The organism is Sphingobium aromaticiconvertens, from assembly GCF_037154075.1.
Classification (GTDB): Bacteria; Pseudomonadota; Alphaproteobacteria; order Sphingomonadales; family Sphingomonadaceae; genus Sphingobium; species Sphingobium aromaticiconvertens.
In genome coordinates, this window is sequence record NZ_JBANRJ010000001.1 from 1,107,605 (window position 1) to 1,130,354 (window position 22,750).

Sequence of the window (22,750 nt, forward strand, 5' to 3'; positions counted from 1 at the left end):
CCGCACCTTGTAACGAAATTGTCATATTGCGCAATGGTTGCCCGCTTGGTGGTGCCTCAGAATCGGACATCGCCAAGCGGGAGCAGGGTGGTCAGGCGGCTTCCGTCACGCTCACACGCTCCAGCCGGGGAGAGAGTAGATGTACTGCCGCCAGCGCCACGAAATAGGCACTGCCAGCGACCGCAAACAGCGGCGTATAACTGCCGATGCTGTCCAGCACATAGCCAGCATATTTGGCCATCACCATGCCGCCGATGGCGCCGACCGTGCCGCCAATGCCCACCACCGATCCGACTGCGCCACGCGGAAACAGATCGGACGGCAGGGTGTAGAGGTTCGCGGAAAAGGCCTGATGCGCAGCCGTGGCGATCCCGATCACCAGCACGGCCAGCCACAGATTGTCGATCGACTGGGCGAAGAAGATCGGCAGCACCGCGCAGGCGCACAGCAACATCGTCAGCTTGCGCGCGGCATTGACGCTCTTGCCGGCCTTCATCAGCCGCCCCGACATCCAGCCGCCAAAGACGCTGCCGCCGTCGGATAGAAGATAGATGGCTACCAGCGGCGGCCCGAAACTGATCAGATCGAGGCCATAGCGGGTACCCAGATAGCCGGGCAGCCAGAAGAGGAAGAACCACCAGATCGGGTCAATGCAGAATTTGCCGATCGCATAGGCCCAGGTTTCCTTGACCGTGATCAGCTTGCCCCAGCCGATCGGTACGACCGGATCGGCCGGATCCTGCTGGATATATGCCAGTTCTTCCTGGCTGATCTTGGGGTGCTGATCCGGTCGGCGATAAAAGACCAGCCAGGCGATCAGCCAGACGATGCCGAAGATGCCGGTGGCGTAGAAAGCGACCCGCCAGCCATAGGCCACGGTCAGCCATGGCACCAGCAGCGGGGTTATGATCGCGCCGATATTGGCCCCGGCATTGAACAGGCCAATGGCGAAGGCGCGTTCCTTTTGCGGGAACCACTCGGTCACGGCCTTGATGCCTGCGGGGAAATTGCCGGACTCACCGACGCCCAGGCCAAAGCGGGCCATCGCAAACTGCGTCACGCTATGCACGCCGCCATGCGCCATATGGGCGACGGTCCACACGACCACGGCAATCGCATAGCCAAAGCGGGCGCCGATCACGTCGACGATCCGGCCAAAGCCCAGATAGCCGATCGCATAGGCGGCCTGAAACCAGAAGACGATATTGGCGAAGTCGGTTTCCGACCAGCTCATCTCAGCCGACAGCGTGGGCTTGAGCACGCCGATCATCTGCCGGTCGATATAGTTGATCGCGGTCGCCGCAAACAGCAGTGCTACCACCACCCAGCGATAGCGCCCAACCGGTGGCACCTGAACTCCTGCTTCGCTCATCAACCCGCTCCTATTTTTTCCGGTATCTGGCCGCTTCAGCGCGGCTCTTGTGCTGTCATCGTGCAGTGCAGGCAACCCAGCGGACCGAAATCCGTCTCAACCACCTGTCCCGGATGGGCCGGATGAACCCCTGTCACCGCGCCTGTCGAAATCCACCAGCCCGGCTCTATGGCGATGCCGCGCGCCGCCAGATTCTCGATCAGGAAACGCACGGAACCCATAGCGCCATTGTTGAAGGAGGCGGCCGTGCCGGTTCCGACCTCGACCCCATCGATCCGCGTGGCCACTGGTGTGGTCGCATAGGCGCCATCACGCCAGTCGGGGATGGCCGAGCCGATCAGAAGGCCGTTATTATTGCCAAAATCGGATATCGTCACTGCCGGGCCAAGCTTGTTGATCGCGCCGAGCGGCGAGCTGGCAATCTCGATGCCGATATGCACGGCATCGACCAGTTCGGCGGCTTCTTCCAGGGTGAAGCTGGTTTTACCCGCGGCCGGCGCCACGCCCAGACGAAACAGGAACTCCGCTTCCACGGCGCCGAAGCCTTCGGCAAAGACCAGGCCGGTCGACTGCTCGTCCGCCGCGAAGACGGTCGAGGCAAAGATCGGTCCCGCCAGCCGGTCGCATCCAAATGTCTCTGACAGTGGCGAAGGAATGCGCCCGACCTTCCATCCCGCTACCGCATCCGTAGCGCGCGCCAACGCGGCGTCCTGAATCGCATAGCCTTCGTCCAGAGAGGTGGGCAGGGTTCCTGGATAGTCGGCAAGGCCGGTGGCATTTTTTCTGGCCGCCAGAAAGCACTCGGCTGTCGCCTGCGCTGCGCTGCTTCCCGTCACGCGAAATCCCTTTCAAATCACTGATCGGATGACGGCTAATGGAAACCGGTGTCATTTACAAGCGGCCTTGCGTTACGGACGGCTGGCGGCGTGAGGATTGTGCGCTATAAGGCCGCATGGCAAAGCAAAAACAGGATGAGGGACAGCCGCCGAAGCTGACCATAAATGACATTGCCCGGATGGCCGGCGTATCGAAAAAGACGGTCAGCAGGGTCATCAACCGCTCACCGCTGCTCAATCAGGAAACACGGGGTAAGGTGGAGGCGATCATCCGCCAGACCGGCTATGTTCCCAATCCACAGGCGCGTGCTCTTGCTTTGGGCCGCAATTTCCTGATCGGCCTGGTTTATGACAACCCCAATGCCCAGATGATTCTCAGCATGCAGCAAGGCATATTGGAGGCGCTGCACGATACCGAGTTCGAACTGGTGATTCGCCCTGTCGATCGCGGTTCCAGTCGGGTGATGGAGGATATTCGTAGCTTCATAACCCGCCAGCGCCTGTTCGGCGTTGTCATCCTGCCGCCCATGTCCGAAAATGACCAGTTGGCTCGGATGCTGGATGAGGAGGGGTGCCGCTATGTCCGTATGGGGTCGGCGGTGCTTGACGATCCCGAACATATGGTTGCTTCCAACGACCGGGAAGCGGTGGCCGACGCCGTGCGCCATTTGATCGCCGTGGGCCATCGCCGCATTGGCCTGATCGCGGGACCGCATGGCTTCCGTTCAGCGCGTGAGCGGCGCGAAGGGTTTGAATTGGCGCTGACGGAGGCAGGGATCAGCCTGCCGCGTAGTCTGGTGGCGGACGGGCAGTATACGTTCGAATCCGGCGTATCTGCATCGGAAAGCCTGTTCGATCTGGCGCCCCGCCCGACCGCGATCTTTGCCAGCAATGATGAGATGGCGGCGGGCGTTCTCTACGCCGCGCGATTGCGTGGGATCGCCGTGCCGGAGGAGCTTTCGATCATCGGGTTCGACGATACCCCGCTCACCACGCGCGTCTGGCCGCCGCTCAGCACCGTGCGTTGGCCGATCGTGGCGATGGGTCGGGCCGCTGCGCTCAAACTCATCGGCACGGCCATCGGTGAGGAAGGGGAAGTCAACGAACCGTCGATGTTCAGCTCAACCCTGATCCGCCGCGCCTCGGTTGCACCTCCACACCAATCCTGATAGTTGAGATTTATTGACACCGGTGTCCAAGACGAGTGTCGCCAATCATCAGTGGCTGAGGTTCAACCATGTACGAGAAGACATTTTACGGGACGCATCCGGATATGATGGAGTGCGTGAGCAATGAGGAGTTGCGGGATCGGTACTTGATCCAGGGGCTGTTCCGGACAGGCGAATGCGTGTTGAACTATACGCATGCGGAGCGGTTCGTGATTGGTGGCGTGGCGGTTGCGGACGGCGCAGTGAAGCTGCCTGATCAGACCGAGCCTGCGTCGGCGGCGGGGCATCCGTTTTTGGAGCGGCGTGAGCTTGCGGTCGTCAATGTGGGCAATGTCGAGGGCACCGTGACCGTCGATGGCGAAGTCTTCACGATGGGCAACAAGGATTGCCTCTATGTGACGATGGGTGCGAAGGACGTACAGTTCTCCGGCGCTGGCGCGCGTTTCTATCTGGCCTCCTGCCCGGCGCACAAGGGGTTCGCGACGCGCCTGATCTCGGTCGCCGACGCGACCGCGCTGGAGCGCGGCAGCCTTGAGGAATCGAACGAGCGGACCATCTACCAGATGGTCATTCCGGGCATTTGCGACAGCGCGCAACTGGTGATGGGCCTGACCGTGCTCAAGCCCGGTTCGGTCTGGAACACCATGCCCCCCCACATCCATGAGCGCCGCAGCGAGATCTATTTCTACTTCGAGCTGGATGGCCCCTCTGACCGCGTCTTCCATTATATGGGCGAAGGCGAGGCCATGCGTCACATCGTCATGGGCAATGAGGAAGCGGTGATCTCCCCGCCCTGGTCGATCCACATGGGGTCAGGCACCAAGGCCTATGCCTTCATCTGGGCGATGGCCGGCGAGAACCAGGACTATACCGACATGAATGTGCTGGACATCTGCCAACTGGCGTAAGGCCTTCTTTGTTCCCCTCCCTTTCAAGGGAGGGGTTGACCGGAGGCACGTGTCTCCAGTCAAGGTGGGTGCGCGCGGCCTTCCGCGCGCTTCACCGCCAGCGTTGAGCGCCCCGCTTCGCGAGGCGCACCCTCCCCCAACCCCTCCCTTAAAAGGGAGGGGGGAAAGTAAGACCATGACCAATCCCTTTGATCTTTCCGGCAAGGTGGCCGTCGTCACCGGCGCCAACACCGGCATTGGCCAGGCGATCGCGCTGGCGCTCGCCGGGGCTGGCGCGGACATTGCCTGTGTGGGCCGCACGCCTGCTGAAGACACCGTGACGCAGGCCCGCGCGCTGGGCCGCCGGGCAGAGATCGTCTCGGCCGACCTGTCGAGCATCGAGCCTGTGAACCGCATCATCGACGAGACGGTAGAGAAGCTGGGTCGCATCGACATATTGGTCAACAATGCCGGGATCATTCGCCGCGCCGACAGCATCGACTTCACCGAGGAAGACTGGGACGCGGTGATCGACACCAATTTGAAGAGCGTCTTCTTCCTGGCGCAGGCCGCGGCCAGGCAGATGCTGGCCCAAGGCTCCGGCAAGATCATCAACATCGCCTCGATGCTGACCTTTCAGGGCGGCATCCGCGTGCCCAGCTATACCGCGTCCAAGAGCGGGATCGGCGGCCTGACCAAGCTGCTGGCCAATGAATGGTCGGCCAGGGGCATCAATGTGAATGCGATCGCGCCCGGCTATATCGCCACCAACAACACCACCGCCTTGCAGGCCGATGAGGTCCGCAATAAGTCCATCGTCGACCGCATCCCGGCGGGCCGCTGGGGCAAGGCGTCCGATCTGGGCGGCGCGGCGGTGTTTCTTGCGTCGTCCGCGTCGGACTATGTCGATGGGCATATTCTTGCCGTCGACGGCGGCTGGCTGGCGCGTTAAGCGGAAGGATCCTGATCGTGACCCAGAAGCCGACCCTTGCTTTCTTTGGTGAACTGCTGGTGCGCCTGTCGCCGCCCGACAAGCTGTTGCTGCGTTCCGCGCGCAGTCTCGACATCCATGTCGGCGGGGCGGAGGCCAATGTCGCGATCGGGCTGGCCAGCCTTGGCCATGCCACCCGCATGGTCAGCACGGTGCCCGACAATGCGCTGGGCCAGATGGCGCGCGGGGCGTTGATGGGCGCGGGGGTCGATTGCACCCATGTCGCGGCTGCGCAAGAGGGGCGGATGGGCCTTTACTTCCTGACGCCCGGCGCCGGGCTGCGGGCGTCGGACATCGTCTATGACCGGGCCGACAGCAGCTTTGCCCGCGCCAGCGAGGCGGATTTTGACTGGGACGCGGCGTTTGATGGCGCGACCCATCTCCATCTGTCGGGCATCACGCCTGCGCTGGGGCCGCGCTCCGCCGCCGCTGCGCTGGCCGCCGCCAAGGCCGCAAAGCAGCGGGGCATGACCCTGATCTTCGACGGCAATTATCGCGCGCGGCTGTGGGAAGCGTGGGACAGCGATCCCAAGGCGATCCTCACCCAACTGGTGAGCCAGGCCGACATCCTGTTCGGCAACCATCGCGACATGGCGCTGCTGCTCGACAAGCCCTTCCATGGCGACGGATCGGACCGGCGGCGCGAAGCAGCCCAAGCCGGGTTCGCGGCCTTCCCGAACCTCAAGCTGATCGCGTCCACCGCCCGCCATGTCGAGGACGCCGACCGCCACCGCATCGCCGCGCGCATCGACACGCCGGATGCGGCGGTCCAGACTGACGAAATCGCCGTCTCCGGCATCGTCGACCGGATCGGCGCGGGTGACGCCTTCGCCGCCGGCATCCTCCACGGCATCCTGTCGGGCCAGAACATCGAGGACGCCGCCAACACCGGCCTCGCGCTCACCGCCCTCAAACACTCCCTCCCCGGCGATGCCTCCCTCTTCACCCAGCCCGACATCATAGCCTTCCAGCAAGACGGCCTCGACGTCAGACGCTGAAAGGAAAAATTCATGATTGGTCGTCGCCCCTTTCTGACCAGCACAATAGGTCTGATGGTGACGGCTGCATCCGCGCGGGTCGGGGCTGTGGCCAATAGCGTCGTTGCAACGACCCATGGCCGCATAAGGGGCACGCGCGAAGGCGGGCTGCATGTCTTTCGCGGGGTGCGCTATGGGCAGGATACGACGCGGCGTCGATTCATGCCGTCGGTGCCGCCCGAACGGTGGAGCGGCATTGTCGATGCCACCCACTTTGCCCCCTCCTGCCCGCAAAAGGGCAAGCAGGCCGTGACCAGCGAGGATTGCCTGTTCCTTAACATCTGGACACCGGGAACAGAGGGGCAAGCGAAGCGTCCGGTGATGCTCTATATCCATGGCGGCGCCTATTCGAACGGCAGCGTGGTCGATCCGCTGAACCATGGCGATCGGCTGGCGGCGCGCGGCGACATAGTGGTGGTGACGGTCAATCATCGCCTCAATGCCTTGGGCTATCTCTATCTCGCTGGGCTGGACCCGCGCTTTGCCGACAGTGGCAATGTGGGGCAGCTCGACCTGATCCTCGCGCTGCGTTGGGTACGGGACAATATCGCGGCTTTCGGCGGTGATCCAGCTAACATATTGCTGTTCGGCCAGTCCGGCGGGGGCGCGAAGATCGCGACGATGATGGCTATGCCTGCGGCCAAGGGCCTGTTTCACCGCGCGATCACGATGAGCGGGCAACAGGTGACGGCATCCGGCCCGATCAACGCGGCCCGCCGGACCGCCGCCTATCTCGATCGGCTGGGCGTCAGGCCGACCGATCTGGAACCACTGCTGACGATGCCGGTGGAACGGTTGATCGAGGGACTGTCGGTGGAAGACCCGATATTGGGCGGCGGCGTTTATATGGGGCCTGTGCTGGATATGCGTTGGTTGTTGCGGCACCCCTTCTGGCCCGACGCCGCGCCGCAGGGTAATGCAATCCCGATGATGTTGGGCAACACGCGTGAGGAAACCGGCGCCTTCATTGATCCCGGCGGGCCGATCGCTCGGGGCTTGAACTGGGATAATCTCGCTGCCCGAATGGCGCCGGAGTTGCGGATGGACCTGCCGCCTGAATGGATTGTCGCGCAATATCGGGCGCGCTTTCCCGACTGGTCGGCCGAACGCATCCTTTATGCCGCGACAACAGCAGGACGCAGCTGGCCGGGACAGGTGCTGGAGGCGGAGGCGCGGGCGCGCGTCGACGCGCCGACCTGGGTCTATCAGGTCGATTTCCAGTCGCCGACGCAGCCGAGACGCGGTGCGCCGCACACAATGGACATCGCGCTGGCCTTTGGCACGCTGGATGCACCCGGATCGTTTACGGGCACAGGGCAGGGCGCACGGGCCGCATCGGCAGCGGTGATGGCGCGCTTCCTGCACTTTGCGCGCGCGGGCAATCCCGACGGGCCGGGGCTGGAAAGCTGGCCCCAATATCGACTGGATCACCGCAGCACGATGATTTTCGACACGGCCAGTCGGGTGGAAGATGACCCGCGCGGATGGGAGCGCGAGCTATTCGCGCGGGTGCCCTATATTCAGCCGGGAAGTTGAAGGGTGTTATTCAACAGCCACGGGTTACGATGGCCCGCTCCTCTATTTCACCACCGGGTAGGAGATGATGAGCGCCAGCGGCTCCTTGCCGGTCTGTCGGATGCCCACCTGTGCACCGGTGTATAGATAGGCGGCCATGCCCGGCCCCACGGCGCGGGTGACGCCATCGGAGGTCACGTCGCCGGTGCCGGACAGGACATAATAAACCTCGTCATGCGCGATGGGGTGGAGGCCGATGGCCGAGCCGGGGTGCAGGATGCGCTTGCGAAACTCCATGGTGCGCGGTTGGGGCACGGCGTCGCTGATACGGTAAGCGGTGCTCATGCCGATCTGCCCGTGTGGGTTCGGCTCTTCCTTCCGGACGTCCTTTTCGTCGACGATTGCCATCGGCGGCGCCGCGCCCGCAAGCAACAGGGTGAGCAGCACACTCATGGTTTTTCCCCTTGGCGCATCATTTTGTCCCGATCCGACAGATGTTCGGCGATCTCTGCCTTCTGTCCCGGATAGCGACCGGATTTCGGCTCCATCGTGTCCAGGTTCCAGTTGGCCTCCACGAACGGCGCGCGGGTCGTCGCCATCTTCGGATAGCCGCCGACCTGTTTTTCATCGTTCAATATCTCGCCGCGTCCCTCAGCCACGAAGAACAGGACGCGCAGGTCGTCGGCATCACGATCCCACGGGCGTGCGCCGGCATGAGCCAGAACATGGGTTTCGACGTCGCGCGTCGGCAGGATTTGGGTGCCTGCCCACCAGACCGGCGGGGCCGACACCTCGTTCAGTTTCGCGCGGGTTTCGCCGTAGCGGCCAAACATCGGCAGCGGCTTGCCCCACTGGTCGACGGCAATATTGTCCTTGCCATAATAATCGAGGTCGCCATCCCCGCCCAGCATGAGGAACGGCATGCCCGGCTCGGTCGAGGGGCCACCACGAAGCACATTGCCAACCGCCGACAGCTTGCCATTCTGATAGGGATTATCCCCCCATTCCAGCGCCATCAGGTTATAATGCACGGCCCGCTCGCCCGGGTCGTAAAGGATATTGTTGACCAGCTCGACCTGCGCGCCGCCCTTTACCAGTGGGTTGCGTTCCTTGTTGTGTGCATAGATGTTGCGATAGATCAGGATCTCGCTGGCATTGTCGTGGATCAGTGTGCCCTTGCTATGCTCGCCCTTTGGGTGGCTCGCCTCGGCCAGACCCTCCGCCGCCAGATTATAGGAAAAGGTGATGGCGTGGGACGTGTTACGCCGCCACTCCTCGGGCGTTTTCCCATCGAAGCGCGGGCCGGAGGCGGACATATTCTCGTCGATCGCCCAGGTGAAGGTGCAATGGTCGATGACGACATTATGCGCCTTCACCGTCGACATGGCGTCAGCTTCCCAGCCACTTAATTTGGGTTGTCCATCGACGCCCGTGCGAACCCGGATATGACGGATGATGACGTCGTGGGTGGCGACGTCGATGCCGGTGCGGATCAGGGTGATGTCGGGGGAGGGGGCCGTCTGGCCAGCGATAGTGACGAAAGGTTCGGTGAGGCTGAGTGCCTGTCGCCCCATGTCGATCACGCCTGCGACCTCGAACACGATGATGCGCGGCCCTTTTGCGTTCAGCGCGGCCTTGAAGCTGCCGGGGCCGTCTGCGGCCAGCGTAGTCACGCGGATGATCCGTCCGCCCCGCCCGCCCGGCGTGCTCGCTGCCCAGCCGACGGCGCCGGGGAAGGCCATGGGTGTCGTGGCAGGCGCCTTTGCGAGCGCGGGTATTGCACAGCTCATGGCCAGCAGCGACAGGATCAGCGGCGAGCGTTTACGCATCATCTTTTCAGGTCTCCTCTTCGCCTGTTCTTGACATTGCGGTCGATCCACCGCAACTCTTTTTGACACCGGTGTCCATACTTCCGAACCTGTCGCCACTTTTCGGGTCGCTCCGGGTGGTGTTGCTCCCGTGGCCGAGGGGGTGGACCGGGACCGGCCAGCATCTGCACATGCTGGCCGGCCTTTTTTCGTTCAAAACCGGACAGATGAGCGCAATTCCATATGACATTCCCATTATTGGAATGCGATCCGCTGTCCCTTCCTCTTAAGCCAAAGATTGACTGCTATTAAGCGCCAAAAAGCGGGGAATGCCGCAGAATCTGACAGGCTTTTCCCACTTTCATGTATCATTATTGCGATCGGATATTGACAGGTTCATGAGTGCAGCGCATTTATGACACCGGTTTCCAAAGGCGTCGTATAGACCAGTAAAAACTGGCGATGGCTTTGGGGGAGAGGGGTGCCGCATCGTTTCTGCACGCCAATCCCGAACGTATAGCATGCGTTTTTCCGGCCCAGATAAGGCCGGAAAAACGTCGCGTAACAGGGAAGGAGCAGAAGGGTGACTGATCGTGAAGGGGTGAAGAAGGCAGGCGTCGGCCGCTGGATGATGGGTGCGTCTTTCGCGGTGATCGCGCTGGCGCTGCCCACTCAGGCATTGGCGCAGAGCGCGCAAACGGCCGATACAACAGCTACGCAGGCAAGTGGTGAAGGCGAAGTCGCCGATATCGTCGTAACCGGCTTCCGCCAATCGCTGGGGGCCGCCATCAACCTGAAGCGCGAATCGGTTGGGTCGGTCGACGCGATCGTGGCGGAGGACATCGCTAAATTCCCCGATCAGAACCTGGCTGAATCGCTTCAGCGTATTCCCGGCATCTCGATCCAGCGCGATGGCGGCGAAGGCCGCGCCATTACCGTGCGCGGACTGGGCGCGCAGTTCACCCGTGTTCGCGTCAATGGGTTGGAAACGGTTGCCACATCGACTGACGGCGCCAGTTCCAACCGCGATCGCTCCTTCGATTTCAACGTGTTTGCGTCGGAACTGTTCAGCTCTCTGGTGGTGCACAAGACAGCCGAAGCCAGCCTTGACGAAGGCTCTTTGGGCGCGGTGGTCGATCTCAACACCGGCAATCCGCTGGGTGGTAAATATGGGCTGACGCTCGTCGGTTCGGCTACAGCCGCCTATAATGACCTGTCGAAAAACTGGGGGCCGCGCTTTGCCGGTATTGCCTCGTGGAAGTCGGCGGATGGCCGCTTTGGCGTTGCCTTGTCGGCCGCCTATTCCAAGCAGAATAATGTCGAACTGGGCAATAACAGTGTGCGATGGGCACAGGCGCGCTTTGATTCCGTCGACAGCACCAATTGCTGGACCCAGCCCAATTCGGGCGGAACCTATATCGCCAGCGCGGCCTGCAACGCCGCCGCGCTTTCCTTCCACCCGCGCATTCCTCGCTATGGCGAGGTGGGGCATGATCGTGAACGGCTGGGCCTGACCGCATCGGTTCAGTTCGCGCCCAGCGACAGCACGAAAATTTCGGTCGATGGCCTCTATTCGCGATTCAAGGAAACCCGCGAAGAGAAATGGGGCGAAGTGCTCCTGCGCTCCAACGAGCGGTCGATCAACATCGTCAATCCTGTCTATGACAGCAACAATAATATGATCTCGGCGACGCTGAACGACGCATGGGTGCGGACCGAACATTATCTGCGCAAGTCCCGCACGGAATTCTATCAGCTTGGTGCAACCTGGGATCAGGATGTAAGCGATACGTTCCGCTTCACCCTGTTGGGCGGTTTTTCCAAGTCGGACGCCGATATCCCGGTCGAAACCACTATGGTGTTCGATGACCGCGATGCGCAGGGCTACGGCTATGACTATAGCAACAGGAACCAGCCCAAGCTGACGTTCGGGACCAGTGTCACCGACCCTGCCAATTTTCAGCTTGCCGAAATCCGTGATCGCCCGTCCAACACCACTAACCGGTTCAAGACGGCGCAATTGCGGACCGAGTGGGACTTGACCGAAGGTTTCACCGTCAAGGCAGGCGGAATGTGGCGCAAGTTCGATTTCGACGCCGTCGCCTATCAGCGCGATACCGCCGTGTGCGGTAACGGCGGCAGGGATCTGGTGCTGGGCACCATCACCTGCTCACCCACCAGCCTGTTTGGGCCAACGGCGGTCTATGGTTTCCAGGCGACGCCGGCGCTCAGCGAACTGTTCACCCTGGGACGGGCTGGTCAGCCCGCGGGCACGACCACCCAATGGCTGATCCCCAATCTGGACGCGGCCACTGACTTCACCAAATTATATGATCGACCGCTGACGCTGGATGTCGGCAATAACCGATCCGTGACGGAAGAAGTGACCGGCGGTTATCTTCAGTTCGATGCGAAGGGCGATTTTCTGGGTCTGGACTATGCGCTGAACGCGGGCATCCGTTATGCGCGAACGGGGCAGACATCGACCGGCATCAACGGCACGACTGAAGTCACCATCAAGCGCAGCTATGAAGACTGGCTGCCGGCGGTAAATCTGGCGCTGTTCCCGATGCGCGATGTCGTCATCCGCGCGGCGGTCGCCGATGTCGTGACCCGTCCGTCGCTGGGCAGCCTGACGCCGGGTGGATCGGCCGATGGCTTTCAATATCGCGTGAGCTTCGGCAATCCGCAGCTCGATCCTTATCGGGCGACATCCTATGATCTGGCGGTTGAATGGTATTTCGCGCCGCAGTCGATTTTCTCGGTCGCCCTGTTCAAGAAGGATGTGCAGAGCTTCCCGGTTTCCACATCCATTTCCAACGCCACCTTCACAGAAACTGGCCTGCCCGCCTCCGTGCTGGTCAGCAGTTCTCCTGCGGCGCTCAACCCCGCGCAGCAGTCACTGCCGATCTGGACGATCGCGACAACGATCAACGGCACGGGCGCCTCGCTCAAGGGGGCGGAAATTGCGTTGCAGATGCCCTTCTCCTTCCTGCCGGGCATCTTCAAGAATTTCGGCATGATCGCGAACGCTACCTTCATCGATTCCGATGCTGACTATAACGTGCAGGGTCCAGCCGTCGTGCCGGGTGGCGGGCTGGTTTCGGGCATACGGACGAACACGCTCTTTGGTGTGTCGAAGCGTGCCTATAACGGCACCCTCTATTATGAGGATGCGAAGTTCAGCGCCCGCGTTTCGGCCAGCTATCGTAGCGCCTATGCGGATCAGAACAGCGCCACCGGCAATGTGTTCGAGGGGTATAACAGCACCGTGAACGTGGATGCCGCGGTCCGCTACAAGCTGACGGACTGGGTTGAGCTTTCGCTGGAAGGGATCAACCTGACCGACGAATATCGCGATCGCTACACCGATCTCGATGCCAACCGGAACTATGAATATAATCATTTTGGCCGCACCTTTCAGATCGGCGCGCGCTTCAAAATGTAGGGATTGTGGCCGGGCCACCCGTCAGCAGGGCGGCCCGGCCTTTTATTTACGGAAGGGCTATAGAATGACTATCAGTCGGCGGACGGCGATGACGGGGGCGATGGCGGGTGGCGCGCTTGCGTTGGTCCGTCCCGATATGACCGTTGCCGCTTCGCAAGGGGCGGGCGTATCGATCGACTGGAAACGTGGCTTCGACAATCAGCGGATCGCCGATCTGGGCGATGGCCGTTTTCTCAATCCGCTGCTGTCGGGCGATCGGCCCGACCCCGCCATTCTGAAGGACGGGGCGGATTATTACATGACCTTCTCCACCTTCGACAGCTATCCTGGGCTGACGATCTGGCACTCACGCGACCTGATCAACTGGCAACCGCGTAGCGCCGCGCTCCACAAGAATATCGGGTCGGTCTGGGCGGTCAGCCTGGAAAAGCATGAGGGCCGCTATTTCCTTTACATTCCGGTCAAGGCCAGCCCCAACAGCATCTTCGTCATCCATGCCGACAGTATCGACGGGCCATGGAGCGACCCCATCGACCTCAAGCTGCACGAGCATATCGACCCCTGCCATGCGGTGGGGGAGGATGGCAGCCGCTGGCTGTTTCTGTCGGGCGGCGATCGCATCCGCCTTTCCGACGATGGCCTGTCGACCGTTGGCGCGGTCGAGCATGTGTACGATCCGTGGCGCTATCCCGACACCTGGGATGTCGAGGGGTTCGCGCCGGAAGGACCGAAGATCCACCGCCATGGCGGCTGGTTCTACATGCTGACCGCCGTGGGCGGCACGGCTGGGCCACCGACCGGCCATATGGTCATCGCCGCGCGTTCGCGTTCGATCAACGGGCCGTGGGAACAGCATCCCAATAACCCGCTGGTCCATACGGAAAGCATCCATGAGCGCTGGTGGTCACGCGGCCACGCCAGTCTGGTCGAGGGGCCGGATGGCAGTTGGTGGGCGGTCTATCATGGCTATGAAAACGGCCTGTGGACACTGGGGCGGCAAACGCTGCTGGACCCGGTGGAATGGACGGCGGACGATTGGTTCCGCATGACCGGCGGCGACCTGTCACAGCCACTGTCCAAACCGCGCGGCGGCAAAGCTCTGCCCCATGGTCAGGCCCTGTCGGATGATTTCAAGCGGCTGGATCTGGGGGCCAAGTGGAACTTCTTCCGCCCCGCACCGGACGAGGCCAGCCGCGCGCGCGTAGAAAAGGGCGCGCTGATATTGAAGGGACGGGGGACAGCACCCAGCAATTCCTCTCCTCTGCTGTTGATCGCGGGCGACCCGGCCTATGAATTTTCCTGCGATATAGAGATTGCGCCGGGCGGCACGGCGGGCCTGCTGCTTTTCTACGACGACAAACTCTATTGCGGCCTCGGCTTTGACGAGCAGCGCTTCGTCACCCATCAATATGGCATAGAGCGCGGCCGTCCCGCCAATCCCCATGGCCGCCGGATGACGATGCGGGTCACGAACAACCGCCATATCATCTCCTTCCACCTGAGCGGCGATGGCGGCAGGACATGGGCACGGTTCGACCGGGGAATGGAAGTGTCAGGCTATCACCACAATGTTCGCGGCGGCTTCCTGATGCTGCGACCTGGCCTCTATTCGGCGGGGCCGGGCGAGACGCGGTTTCGGGATTTCCGGTTCAGGGCGTTGTGAGGTTCTGATGCGACGGGGCCTGCGTGCAATGGCCTCACACCCTAATTCAGATAGAAGTCGACCGTCGTGACCACCCGCACTTTCTTGTATGGGGTGTCGGCGGCGCTGTCGCCCTCGCCATCGCGAGCCTCGATCGAGAAATAGCCCTGCGTCGCGCTCTTGATGCCGCCGACGCTGGTGCGGCTGTCCTTGGCGAACTGTTCGGCGGAGGCGCGCGCGTCCTTGGTGGCGGCGGCGACCATGGTCGGCTTCACATCGTTCAGCTTGGTGAAGCTGTAGCGCATCCCCGACCCCTCTTGTAGCGTGACGCCGCGCCGGACCAGATCGAACTGTTGCGCGACGGCGCGCTGGGCGCGGGCGATGTCAGTGGTCCGCAGCAACATGCGTTGGGTGATGGTGATCGTGTTGACGCCATTATTGATATACTGGTTCACGCCCGCGCCGCTGGGGGTAAGGTCGGTGGGCTTGAAACCGAGTGCGGTGAAATAGGCCTTCAACTCGCGGGTGTTGTTGTCGATCTCCGCGCGCACGGTGGGCAGGTCGAAGCCGTTCGCCGAATAGCTGATCGACCAGGTGGCAAGGTCGGCGGTGACATTCTTTTCCGACAGGCCGCGCACCGTCACCGAACGGTCTGCCGCCCTGGCGCGGGTCAGGCCGTCACCCAGAAGATAGCCGCCTGCGATCAATCCCACGCCCAAAATCGCCGCGCAGCCCAGTAAGACCTTGTCGCGAATATCGATTGCCATCGCTCTATCCCCTCTTTCGATCGCCAGAGTGGCGACTTATCTATAGAATGACTGCCATTCAGAAGATGAACCGTTGCTTTATAGAGACGAACGGAGTGTTCCCCTTGCCCAAATATCTGCACAGCATGATCCGTGTTACCGATGTCGACAAGAGTATCGCCTTCTTCGACCTGCTCGGCCTGAAGGAAGTCAAGCGGATGGAGAGCGAACAGGGGCGTTTCACCCTCGTCTATCTTGCCGCGCCGGGTGACGAGGATGCGCAGGTCGAACTGACCCATAATTGGGACCCGGAACCCTATGATGGGGGCCGCAATTTTGGTCATATCGCTTATCAAGTCGAAAATATCTATGAGACCTGCCAGCGGTTTATGGACGCGGGAATCACTATCAACCGCCCGCCCCGCGATGGGCACATGGCCTTCGTCCGCACGCCCGACAATATCTCCATCGAACTGTTGCAGGACGGGCGGCTGGACCCGATAGAACCCTGGGTCTCCATGCCTAATATCGGCGTCTGGTAAGGCGATGCTGGAGATCGTCCGTGTTCCCGTGCTCAGCGACAATTATGTCTGGCTGATGCATGATGCCACATCCGGCGAGACGGTGGTGATCGATCCTGCTGTTGCCGACCCGGTGCTGGAGGCTGCCCATGCGCGGGGCTGGGTAATCAATCAGATCTGGAACACGCACTGGCACCCCGATCATGTTGGAGGCAATGCCGAAATCAAGGCGCAGACCGGTTGCACCATCACCGGTCCTGCTGCCGAGGCCGCCAGGATCAGCACGCTCGACCGGGGTGTGGGAGAGGGCGACACGGTGCGGATCGGCGATCACAGCGCGCAGGTGCTGGCGGTGCCCGCGCACACCGCCGGGCATATCGCCTATCATCTGGCGGATGATCGGTTGATCTTCGTTGGCGATACGATGTTCGCCATGGGCTGCGGTCGTCTGTTCGAGGGAACGGCGGCGCAGATGTTCGCCAATATGCAGCGCTTTGCCACATTGCCCGACGATACAATCGTCTATTGCGCGCATGAATATACGCAAAGCAATGGCCGTTTTGCGCTGTCGGTGGAGCCAGATAATCAGGCGATACGGGACCGGATGGCTGTGGTCGATGCCGCCCGTGCGCGGGGCGAGGCGACCGTGCCGACCACCATCGGCGCAGAACGGGCGACCAACCCTTTCCTGCGCGCCGACAGTGTGGAAGAACTGGGCCGCAGGCGCGCGGCAAAGGATGCGGCCTGACGGTTTTTGTGTCAGGATGCCGTCCTTATAGACAAGGACTTTTGACAGGAGAGTGACCATGCGCGCGATAATCGTCCCGATGGTGGCCTCACTGGCGCTGGCAGGCTGCGCGGGCAGCTATGAACCCACGCCACTGACTGCAAAACAGGCAACCGAGCTGGAAAAGGCGCTGGAGGGCAAGGTGCCGGGTGAAAAGGTCAGCTGCATCACCAGCTATCCCCAAAGCAGCCTGCGCGTCATCAGCAATAATGTGCTGCTCTATCGGGTCAGCAGCAAGCTGGTCTATCGCAACGACCTGATCGGCAGTTGCAATGGCCTGACGCGCGGCGATACATTGGTGGTCAACACTTTTGGATCGCAATATTGCCGGGGTGACATCGCGCGATCGGTCAACCTGACGATCGGCACCCAGTCGGGTGGTTGCGCGCTGGGCGACTTCATTCCGTATCGCACCCCGGCCAAATAAGCGCGGATCAGCTTTTGTAGAGCTGGTTCAGCCGATCTTCATATCGGGTGCGGATGATGTGGCGGCGGATCTTCATCGATGGCGTCATTTCGCCATTTTCGATGGTGAAAGGTTCGTCGGCCAGGATGAAGCGGCGCACCCGCTCGACCACGGACAGGTCCGTATTGACCCGGTCGACCGCCGCCCGCAGCGCTGCCTGATAGGCCGCATCGCTTGCTATTCCATCCACGGCCCGTCCCTGCGCGGCGGCCCATTCCCGCGTCCATTCGGCATCGGGCACCAGCAGTCCGACGATGTGCGGCCGCCGGTCGCCATGGATCATGGCCTGTCCGATTTCCGGCTGCAGCGTCAGCATCCCCTCAACCTTTTGCGGCGCAATATTATCGCCCTTGTCGTTGACGATCAGATCCTTCTTGCGGTCGGTAATGCGGATGCGCCCGGCCGCGTCAATCTCGCCAATGTCTCCGGTGTGCAGCCAGCCGTCCTTCAGCACCCGCTCGCTTTCCGCCGGGTTGCGCCAATAGCCGTGCATGACCAGTTCGCCGCGCACCAAGATCTCGCCATCCTCGGCGATCTTCACCTCCACGCCTTTGAGCGGTGGACCGACGGTGTCCATGGCGATCCCCGCGCTGGGGCGATTGCAACTGATGACCGGCCCGGCCTCAGTCTGGCCATAGCCCTGAAGCAGGGTGATCCCCAGCGACTGAAAAAAGATGCCGACATCGGGATTGAGCGGTGCGCCGCCCGATACCATCGCCTTCATCCGGCCACCGAAGCGCGCCTGGATCTTGGGCTTGATGGTGTGGGCCAACAGGGCCTTGAGCGGCGCGTCGACTATGGACCTGCGCCCCTTCCGCTCTTTCGTGCCGATCCGCAGTGCCTGGGCCAGCAGGAAATTGGGCAGCTTGCCCTGCTTCTCGATGGCCTTGATCACGCGCGCGCGCAGCACTTCGAACAGGCGGGGGACGACGACCATGATCGTCGGGCGCACCTCCTCGATATTGCTGGCCAGTTTTTCGAGACCCTCGGAATAATAGATCTGCCCGCCCAGCAGGATCGGCAGATACTGGCCGCCGCTATGTTCATAGGCATGGGAAAGGGGGAGGAAGGACAGGAACACTTCCTCGCCCCAGCCAAAATCTTCCGCCAGCAGCGCCGCCGCGCCCTCGACATTGCACAGGATGGAGCCGTGATGCTGCATCACTCCACGCGGCGCGCCGCCCGTGCCGCTGGTATAGATGATGCAGGCCAGGTCGCCCCGTTGCGCAGTTTGCTCGACCGCGCAGGCCTCCACATCGGCGATATGATGTGCGACCAGATCGTCCCACAAATGGCAGGCGACCTGTCCCTGGGCGCTGCGGATCGGTTCCATGCCGATCACCAGACTGGCCTGTGACCGCAGCACAGCGGGCATCAGCGTCGTCGCCAGCTTCGCGGTGGATACGATGACCGCCCGAGCCCCACTGTCGGTCAGGATATGCTGATGATCGCGCGTGGTATTGGTGGTATAGGTCGGCACGGTGACGCAGCCTGCCGCCATGATGGCAAGGTCCGCGATGCAGAATTCGGGCCGGTTCTCGCTGACCAGCATCACCGGATCGCCGGGTCGCAACCCCTGCGCCTTGAGCGCGGAGGCCAACGCCGCGACGCGGGCCGCGACGTCCTGCCAACTGATCGAGGCCCATTTTCCGTCCGCCTTGCGCCACAGCATCGGCATGTCGCCCTTTTGCGCGGCGCGGGCGAAGAACATCGTCACCAGATTGGGAAATGACTCGATGGCTTTCAAACTCTCGACTCCTGCCGGGCGCGCCTCTGCCGGGCGCATTCGCTCATGGATTTTCTATAAGGGTGCGATTCCGTAACGGCCATGCCTAATCGCCGTTCCATGACACGCATATGTCAGTCGAACAGGCCATCCTGCGCGCCGGCCGGCGGGTTGAGGCCCAGATGCTTCCACCCCGGCCCGTTGAGGCATCGCCCCCGCGCGGTGCGGGCGATAAGGCCAAGCTGGATGAGATAGGGTTCGATCACTTCCTCGACCGTATCACGCGGTTCGGAAAGGCCCGCCGCCAGCGTCTCCACCCCCACCGGGCCGCCGCGATAAATGTCGGCGATCATGTGGAGATAGCGCCGGTCCATGAGGTCGAGACCCAGATGATCGACCTCCAGCCGGTTGAGGGCGGCGTCGGCGACCTTCGCATCGACGCGCGGCGCGCCAGCGACATTGGCGAAATCGCGCACCCGGCGCAGCAATCGCCCGGCGATGCGCGGCGTGCCCCGTGCGCGACGAGCGATTTCGGTCGAGCCATCTTCCGTCATGACCAGATCAAGCAGCCGCGCAGCACGGCGCACCACCAGCTCCAGTTCGGGCACGGTATAGAATTGCAGTCGCACGGGAATGCCGAAGCGATCGCGCAGCGGGGTCGTGAGCAACCCCTGTCGCGTCGTCGCGCCGACCAGCGTGAAATTGGGCAGGTCGATGCGAACCGAGCGGGCGGACGGCCCCTCGCCGATCATCAGGTCGAGCGCACGATCCTCCATCGCGGGATAGAGGATTTCCTCCACCGCCGGATTGAGCCGGTGGATTTCGTCCACGAACAATACATCACCCTCGTCCAGATTGGTGAGAAGGGCGGCAAGATCGCCCGACTTCGCAATGACGGGACCGGACGTGGCGCGAAAACCCACGCCCATTTCCTTGGCGACGATCTGCGCCAGCGTCGTCTTGCCCAACCCCGGCGGGCCGAAGAAAAGCACATGGTCCAGCGCTTCACCACGCGACCTTGCCGCCTGAATGAAGATACGCAGATTTTCCCGCGCAGCCTGCTGGCCGATAAATTCGTCCAGCGATTTGGGGCGCAACGCGGCGTCGACATCCTCTACGCGGCGGGCAGGCGTGAGGAGACGCTCGGTATCAGTCACTTCGCCGCCTTCCGCAGCGCGAGCCGTACCAGCGCGTCAAGGCCAGCATTCTCGCCAATGTCCGCTTCCGCAGCGGCGACGGCGGCGCTGGCTTCGGCGGGGCGGAAGCCCAGATTCTGGAGGGCGGAAATGGCATCGGCAGCATGGCCGCCGGTCGGCATCGCCGTGAAACCCATCCCGCCACCGCTCACAGGAACCGGCACGGTGCCGACCTTGTCCTTGAGTTCACGCACGATGCGTTCCGCCAGCTTCGGGCCAACGCCGTTGGCGCGCGCGACCATCGCCTTGTCGCCCATCGCCACCGCGCGGTGCAGGTCGGCGGGTTCGAGGGCGGAGAGGATGGCGAGTGCCACCCGCGCGCCGACGCCCTGTACGCCGGTCAGCAGGCGGAACCAGTCACGTTCGCTCGCGCTGGCAAAGCCCATCAGGCGGATGGAATCCTCCGACACCAGCATTTCGGTGTGAATGGTGACGGCTTCACCCACGGTGCCAAGCGCCGCCAGTGTCCGCGACGACGCGCCGACCAGATAGCCAACGCCCCCCACATCGATGACGGCATGGTCAATGCCGGTGCTGTCCAGCAGCCCCTTCAGTTTCGCGATCATGGGGAACAGGGATAGAACAGAGAAGGCTGTCCGTCACCCCGCGCAATGCGATTTTTGGCACATTTCCTGTGTTCGTTAATTCCGTGTCGGGATCAGCCAGCCGGCAGGCGCGTGAGGTTGTCCGCAGCGGCCTTGCCCATCGCGGATTCAGGCGCCAGTTTCACGGCCCGCTGCCAGGCTGACCGGGCGACATCGTCATGGCCGGTCAGTACCGCGATATTCCCTTCCTCCAGCGCCACTGAAGCATCGTCGGGGGACAATTGCACGGCGCGCGCAATGTGCGCCTGCGCCAGCGGCATTTCCCCCGCTCGCCGTGCCAGCGTGGCTGACAGCAGCCAGCCCAGCGGATCTCGCGGCGCCTGCTCCAGTGCGATGTCGAGCGAATCGCGCGCACCCTTGGGATCGTTCAGCGCCACCAAAGCGCGGGCGCGGTCCAGATGCACCTCGCCCTTTTCCATGCCGTCGGGGATACCGCGCGCCAGCGCCGCGTCCAGATCGCTGCGCGCCTTCGCCGGGTCGCCACCCGCCAGTGCGGCATTGCCTGCCTGCGCCCACAGGCGCGCGCTTTGGGGCATGGCGCCCGCACGCTCGGCTTCTTCGGCCGCCTGTTCGAACGTGACGATTGCGGGCGCCCAGCGTTCGGCCCGCGCATAGGCAAAGCCCAGGCATTGGCGCGCATAAAAGCTGCCGCCCTTGATGCGCCATGCATTGGCGTGGGCAATGCCCTTTTCGGGCGATTCTACCGCATCGTCGAGGCAGGCCTGAAACGGCGCGGCAACCTCCGGCGGAACGGGCAAAGCGGTGGCGGCGGTCGTTGCCGCATCATGAGGTGGGGGCGGGGACGCGGCAGCGCTGCGCGCCTTCTCCGCACGGTCCTTGGATCGGTTCATCACCGCCTCCACCTCTGGCGCATAGGCCTGGGGAGTGAGCAGCAAGGCCAGCAGCAATGTCATGGAACTATATCCGCAAGCGAGGCGACGGTACGGATCAACAGGGCAATATCCGCGTCGCGGGAAAGGCGATGGTCGCCGTCCTTAATCAGCAGCGTCTGCACATCCGATGAACGCAAACGTCCGGCCAGCCGCGTCGCGACCTGCCAGGGCACGTCGGCGTCCTCCTGCCCCTGCAACAGCCGCACCGGGCAGTCGATCGCGATGGGGTTGCTCAGCAGCCGCGATGCCTGTCCCGACTCCCAAAAGGCATGCGTGGTGACATAGGGCTGGTCGCTATAGGGGGTCGGCTCGACAATCCGGCCTTCGGTCGCCAGCAGCGCCTTGTCCGCGTCGGTAAAGCCCCAGTCGGTGAAATCGGGCGCGGCGGCAATGCCGACCAGCGCCTGCACTCGCGCAGGCCGCGCCAGCGCCACCAGCAGCGCCAGCCATCCGCCCATGGACGACCCCACCAGGATCACCGGCCCCTGTATCAACTTGTCGAGCAGCAGCAGCACGTCGTCGCGCCAGCTATGGAGTGTCCCATCCTCGAACCGTCCGTCGCTGGCGCCACAGCCCACATAATCGAGCCGCAACAGGGGCCGGCCCTGCTGTGCGGCCCAGTTATGAAGCGCCACCGCCTTGCTGCCCTCCATGTCCGACATATAGCCGGGAAGGAACAGGATGGTCGGTCCCGTGCCCCGGTGCTGACGGTACGCAAGGCGCAGGCCATCGGGTCGGGCGAAGAAATCGGGTGTGTCGACAGGGGCGATATCCGCCACGGGCATGTCCAGTGCTTGCTATGTCCAGAACCGCCTATATCCCCGCCTGCTCGCCACTGTTCAAGCTAAGCCTCTCCGAAAAATAGTCATTCCCCAAATTAATGCGCCCATCGCGATTGACAGCCCCCCTGCCAGCGGCTAATCGCGCCGACCTACCCCGTGCCCAGATGGCGGAATTGGTAGACGCACCAGCTTCAGGTGCTGGCGATCGCAAGGTCGTGGAGGTTCGAGTCCTCTTCTGGGCACCAATACTGGCTCTGGCAGCGTCCAGATAAGTCCAGTAAGCGGCTGGTTTCACAGCATTTCTTGACCGAGAATCGCCAGAC

General features: G+C 62.6%; 20 protein-coding genes and 1 tRNA gene. 11 read left to right on the forward strand and 10 right to left on the reverse strand.

Features of this window, described 5'->3' with window-relative positions:
- Nucleotides 1-91 precede the first annotated feature (91 nt).
- Both WFR25_RS05405 and WFR25_RS05410 read right to left on the reverse strand, forming a co-directional pair.
- Nucleotides 92-1,372: an MFS transporter gene (locus tag WFR25_RS05405; RefSeq protein ID WP_336969281.1), complete on the reverse strand. Its 1,281-nt coding sequence runs from the start codon at nt 1,370-1,372 to the stop codon at nt 92-94.
- 35 nt (nt 1,373-1,407) lie between these two features.
- Nucleotides 1,408-2,208, reverse strand: coding sequence for a 2-keto-4-pentenoate hydratase (locus WFR25_RS05410; RefSeq protein WP_336969283.1), 801 nt, complete (start codon nt 2,206-2,208; stop codon nt 1,408-1,410).
- Nucleotides 2,209-2,324: 116 nt separating this feature from the next.
- On the opposite strand from WFR25_RS05410, the gene WFR25_RS05415 reads away from it, so the two are divergent.
- From WFR25_RS05415 to WFR25_RS05435, 5 genes are all read left to right on the forward strand, one after another.
- Complete coding sequence (locus tag WFR25_RS05415) at nt 2,325-3,377, forward strand: LacI family DNA-binding transcriptional regulator (RefSeq protein WP_336969286.1); 1,053 nt, start codon at nt 2,325-2,327, stop codon at nt 3,375-3,377.
- A gap of 68 nt (nt 3,378-3,445) precedes the next feature.
- On the forward strand, nt 3,446-4,285 hold the full coding sequence (gene kduI / locus WFR25_RS05420) for a 5-dehydro-4-deoxy-D-glucuronate isomerase (protein WP_336969288.1): 840 nt from the start codon (nt 3,446-3,448) through the stop codon (nt 4,283-4,285).
- A 175-nt stretch (nt 4,286-4,460) separates the two neighbouring features.
- A complete protein-coding gene (gene kduD, locus WFR25_RS05425) occupies nt 4,461-5,216 on the forward strand; it encodes a 2-dehydro-3-deoxy-D-gluconate 5-dehydrogenase KduD (protein ID WP_336969291.1) in 756 nt (251 codons plus the stop codon).
- A 17-nt stretch (nt 5,217-5,233) separates the two neighbouring features.
- The gene (locus tag WFR25_RS05430; RefSeq protein ID WP_336969294.1) at nt 5,234-6,253 is read left to right on the forward strand and encodes a sugar kinase; all 1,020 of its coding nucleotides are present in this window, start codon (nt 5,234-5,236) and stop codon (nt 6,251-6,253) included.
- 12 nt (nt 6,254-6,265) lie between these two features.
- The gene (locus WFR25_RS05435; RefSeq protein WP_419723143.1) at nt 6,266-7,828 is read left to right on the forward strand and encodes a carboxylesterase/lipase family protein; all 1,563 of its coding nucleotides are present in this window, start codon (nt 6,266-6,268) and stop codon (nt 7,826-7,828) included.
- A gap of 42 nt (nt 7,829-7,870) precedes the next feature.
- Here the strand turns inward: WFR25_RS05435 and WFR25_RS05440 are convergent, their stop codons facing one another.
- Together WFR25_RS05440 and WFR25_RS05445 are read right to left on the reverse strand one after the other, a co-directional pair.
- On the reverse strand, nt 7,871-8,260 hold the full coding sequence (locus tag WFR25_RS05440) for a cupin domain-containing protein (RefSeq protein ID WP_336969296.1): 390 nt from the start codon (nt 8,258-8,260) through the stop codon (nt 7,871-7,873).
- On the reverse strand, nt 8,257-9,597 hold the full coding sequence (locus WFR25_RS05445) for a pectate lyase family protein (RefSeq protein ID WP_336974715.1): 1,341 nt from the start codon (nt 9,595-9,597) through the stop codon (nt 8,257-8,259). The genes WFR25_RS05440 and WFR25_RS05445 overlap by 4 nt, the downstream gene beginning before the upstream one ends.
- 649 nt (nt 9,598-10,246) lie before the next feature.
- On the opposite strand from WFR25_RS05445, the gene WFR25_RS05450 reads away from it, so the two are divergent.
- Together WFR25_RS05450 and WFR25_RS05455 are read left to right on the forward strand one after the other, a co-directional pair.
- Nucleotides 10,247-13,063, forward strand: coding sequence for a TonB-dependent receptor (locus tag WFR25_RS05450; protein ID WP_419723195.1), 2,817 nt, complete (start codon nt 10,247-10,249; stop codon nt 13,061-13,063).
- 64 nt (nt 13,064-13,127) lie between these two features.
- Nucleotides 13,128-14,726, forward strand: coding sequence for a family 43 glycosylhydrolase (locus tag WFR25_RS05455; RefSeq protein ID WP_336969298.1), 1,599 nt, complete (start codon nt 13,128-13,130; stop codon nt 14,724-14,726).
- Between the two features lie 41 nt (nt 14,727-14,767).
- On the opposite strand, the gene WFR25_RS05460 is transcribed toward WFR25_RS05455, so the two are convergent.
- Nucleotides 14,768-15,472 (reverse strand): SIMPL domain-containing protein, encoded by a 705-nt coding sequence (locus WFR25_RS05460; protein WP_336969300.1) that lies wholly within the window; start codon nt 15,470-15,472, stop codon nt 14,768-14,770.
- 104 nt (nt 15,473-15,576) lie between these two features.
- Here WFR25_RS05460 and WFR25_RS05465 point away from each other — a divergent pair, with 104 nt between their 5' ends.
- The 3 genes from WFR25_RS05465 to WFR25_RS05475 are packed head-to-tail and all read left to right on the forward strand — an operon-like array spanning nt 15,577 to nt 17,186.
- On the forward strand, nt 15,577-15,993 hold the full coding sequence (locus WFR25_RS05465; RefSeq protein ID WP_336974719.1) for a VOC family protein: 417 nt from the start codon (nt 15,577-15,579) through the stop codon (nt 15,991-15,993).
- 4 nt (nt 15,994-15,997) lie between these two features.
- The gene (gloB, locus tag WFR25_RS05470) at nt 15,998-16,720 is read left to right on the forward strand and encodes a hydroxyacylglutathione hydrolase (protein WP_336969303.1); all 723 of its coding nucleotides are present in this window, start codon (nt 15,998-16,000) and stop codon (nt 16,718-16,720) included.
- Between the two features lie 58 nt (nt 16,721-16,778).
- Nucleotides 16,779-17,186: a hypothetical protein gene (locus WFR25_RS05475; protein ID WP_336969305.1), complete on the forward strand. Its 408-nt coding sequence runs from the start codon at nt 16,779-16,781 to the stop codon at nt 17,184-17,186.
- A gap of 7 nt (nt 17,187-17,193) precedes the next feature.
- On the opposite strand, the gene WFR25_RS05480 is transcribed toward WFR25_RS05475, so the two are convergent.
- The 5 genes from WFR25_RS05480 to WFR25_RS05500 form a co-directional block, all read right to left on the reverse strand.
- Nucleotides 17,194-18,972, reverse strand: a complete 1,779-nt coding sequence (locus tag WFR25_RS05480) for an AMP-dependent synthetase/ligase (RefSeq protein WP_419723145.1) — start codon at nt 18,970-18,972, stop codon at nt 17,194-17,196.
- Between the two features lie 113 nt (nt 18,973-19,085).
- Complete coding sequence (gene ruvB / locus WFR25_RS05485) at nt 19,086-20,108, reverse strand: Holliday junction branch migration DNA helicase RuvB (protein WP_336969306.1); 1,023 nt, start codon at nt 20,106-20,108, stop codon at nt 19,086-19,088.
- Nucleotides 20,105-20,713, reverse strand: coding sequence for a Holliday junction branch migration protein RuvA (gene ruvA / locus WFR25_RS05490; protein ID WP_336969309.1), 609 nt, complete (start codon nt 20,711-20,713; stop codon nt 20,105-20,107). The genes ruvB and ruvA overlap by 4 nt, the downstream gene beginning before the upstream one ends.
- A gap of 92 nt (nt 20,714-20,805) precedes the next feature.
- Nucleotides 20,806-21,666: a tetratricopeptide repeat protein gene (locus WFR25_RS05495; RefSeq protein WP_336969312.1), complete on the reverse strand. Its 861-nt coding sequence runs from the start codon at nt 21,664-21,666 to the stop codon at nt 20,806-20,808.
- A complete protein-coding gene (locus WFR25_RS05500; RefSeq protein WP_336969314.1) occupies nt 21,663-22,430 on the reverse strand; it encodes an alpha/beta fold hydrolase in 768 nt (255 codons plus the stop codon). Before WFR25_RS05500 ends, WFR25_RS05495 begins: the two co-directional genes overlap by 4 nt.
- A gap of 155 nt (nt 22,431-22,585) precedes the next feature.
- Between WFR25_RS05500 and WFR25_RS05505 the strand changes: the two genes are divergently transcribed.
- Nucleotides 22,586-22,672 (forward strand) — tRNA-Leu (locus WFR25_RS05505).
- Nucleotides 22,673-22,750: the final 78 nt, after the last annotated feature.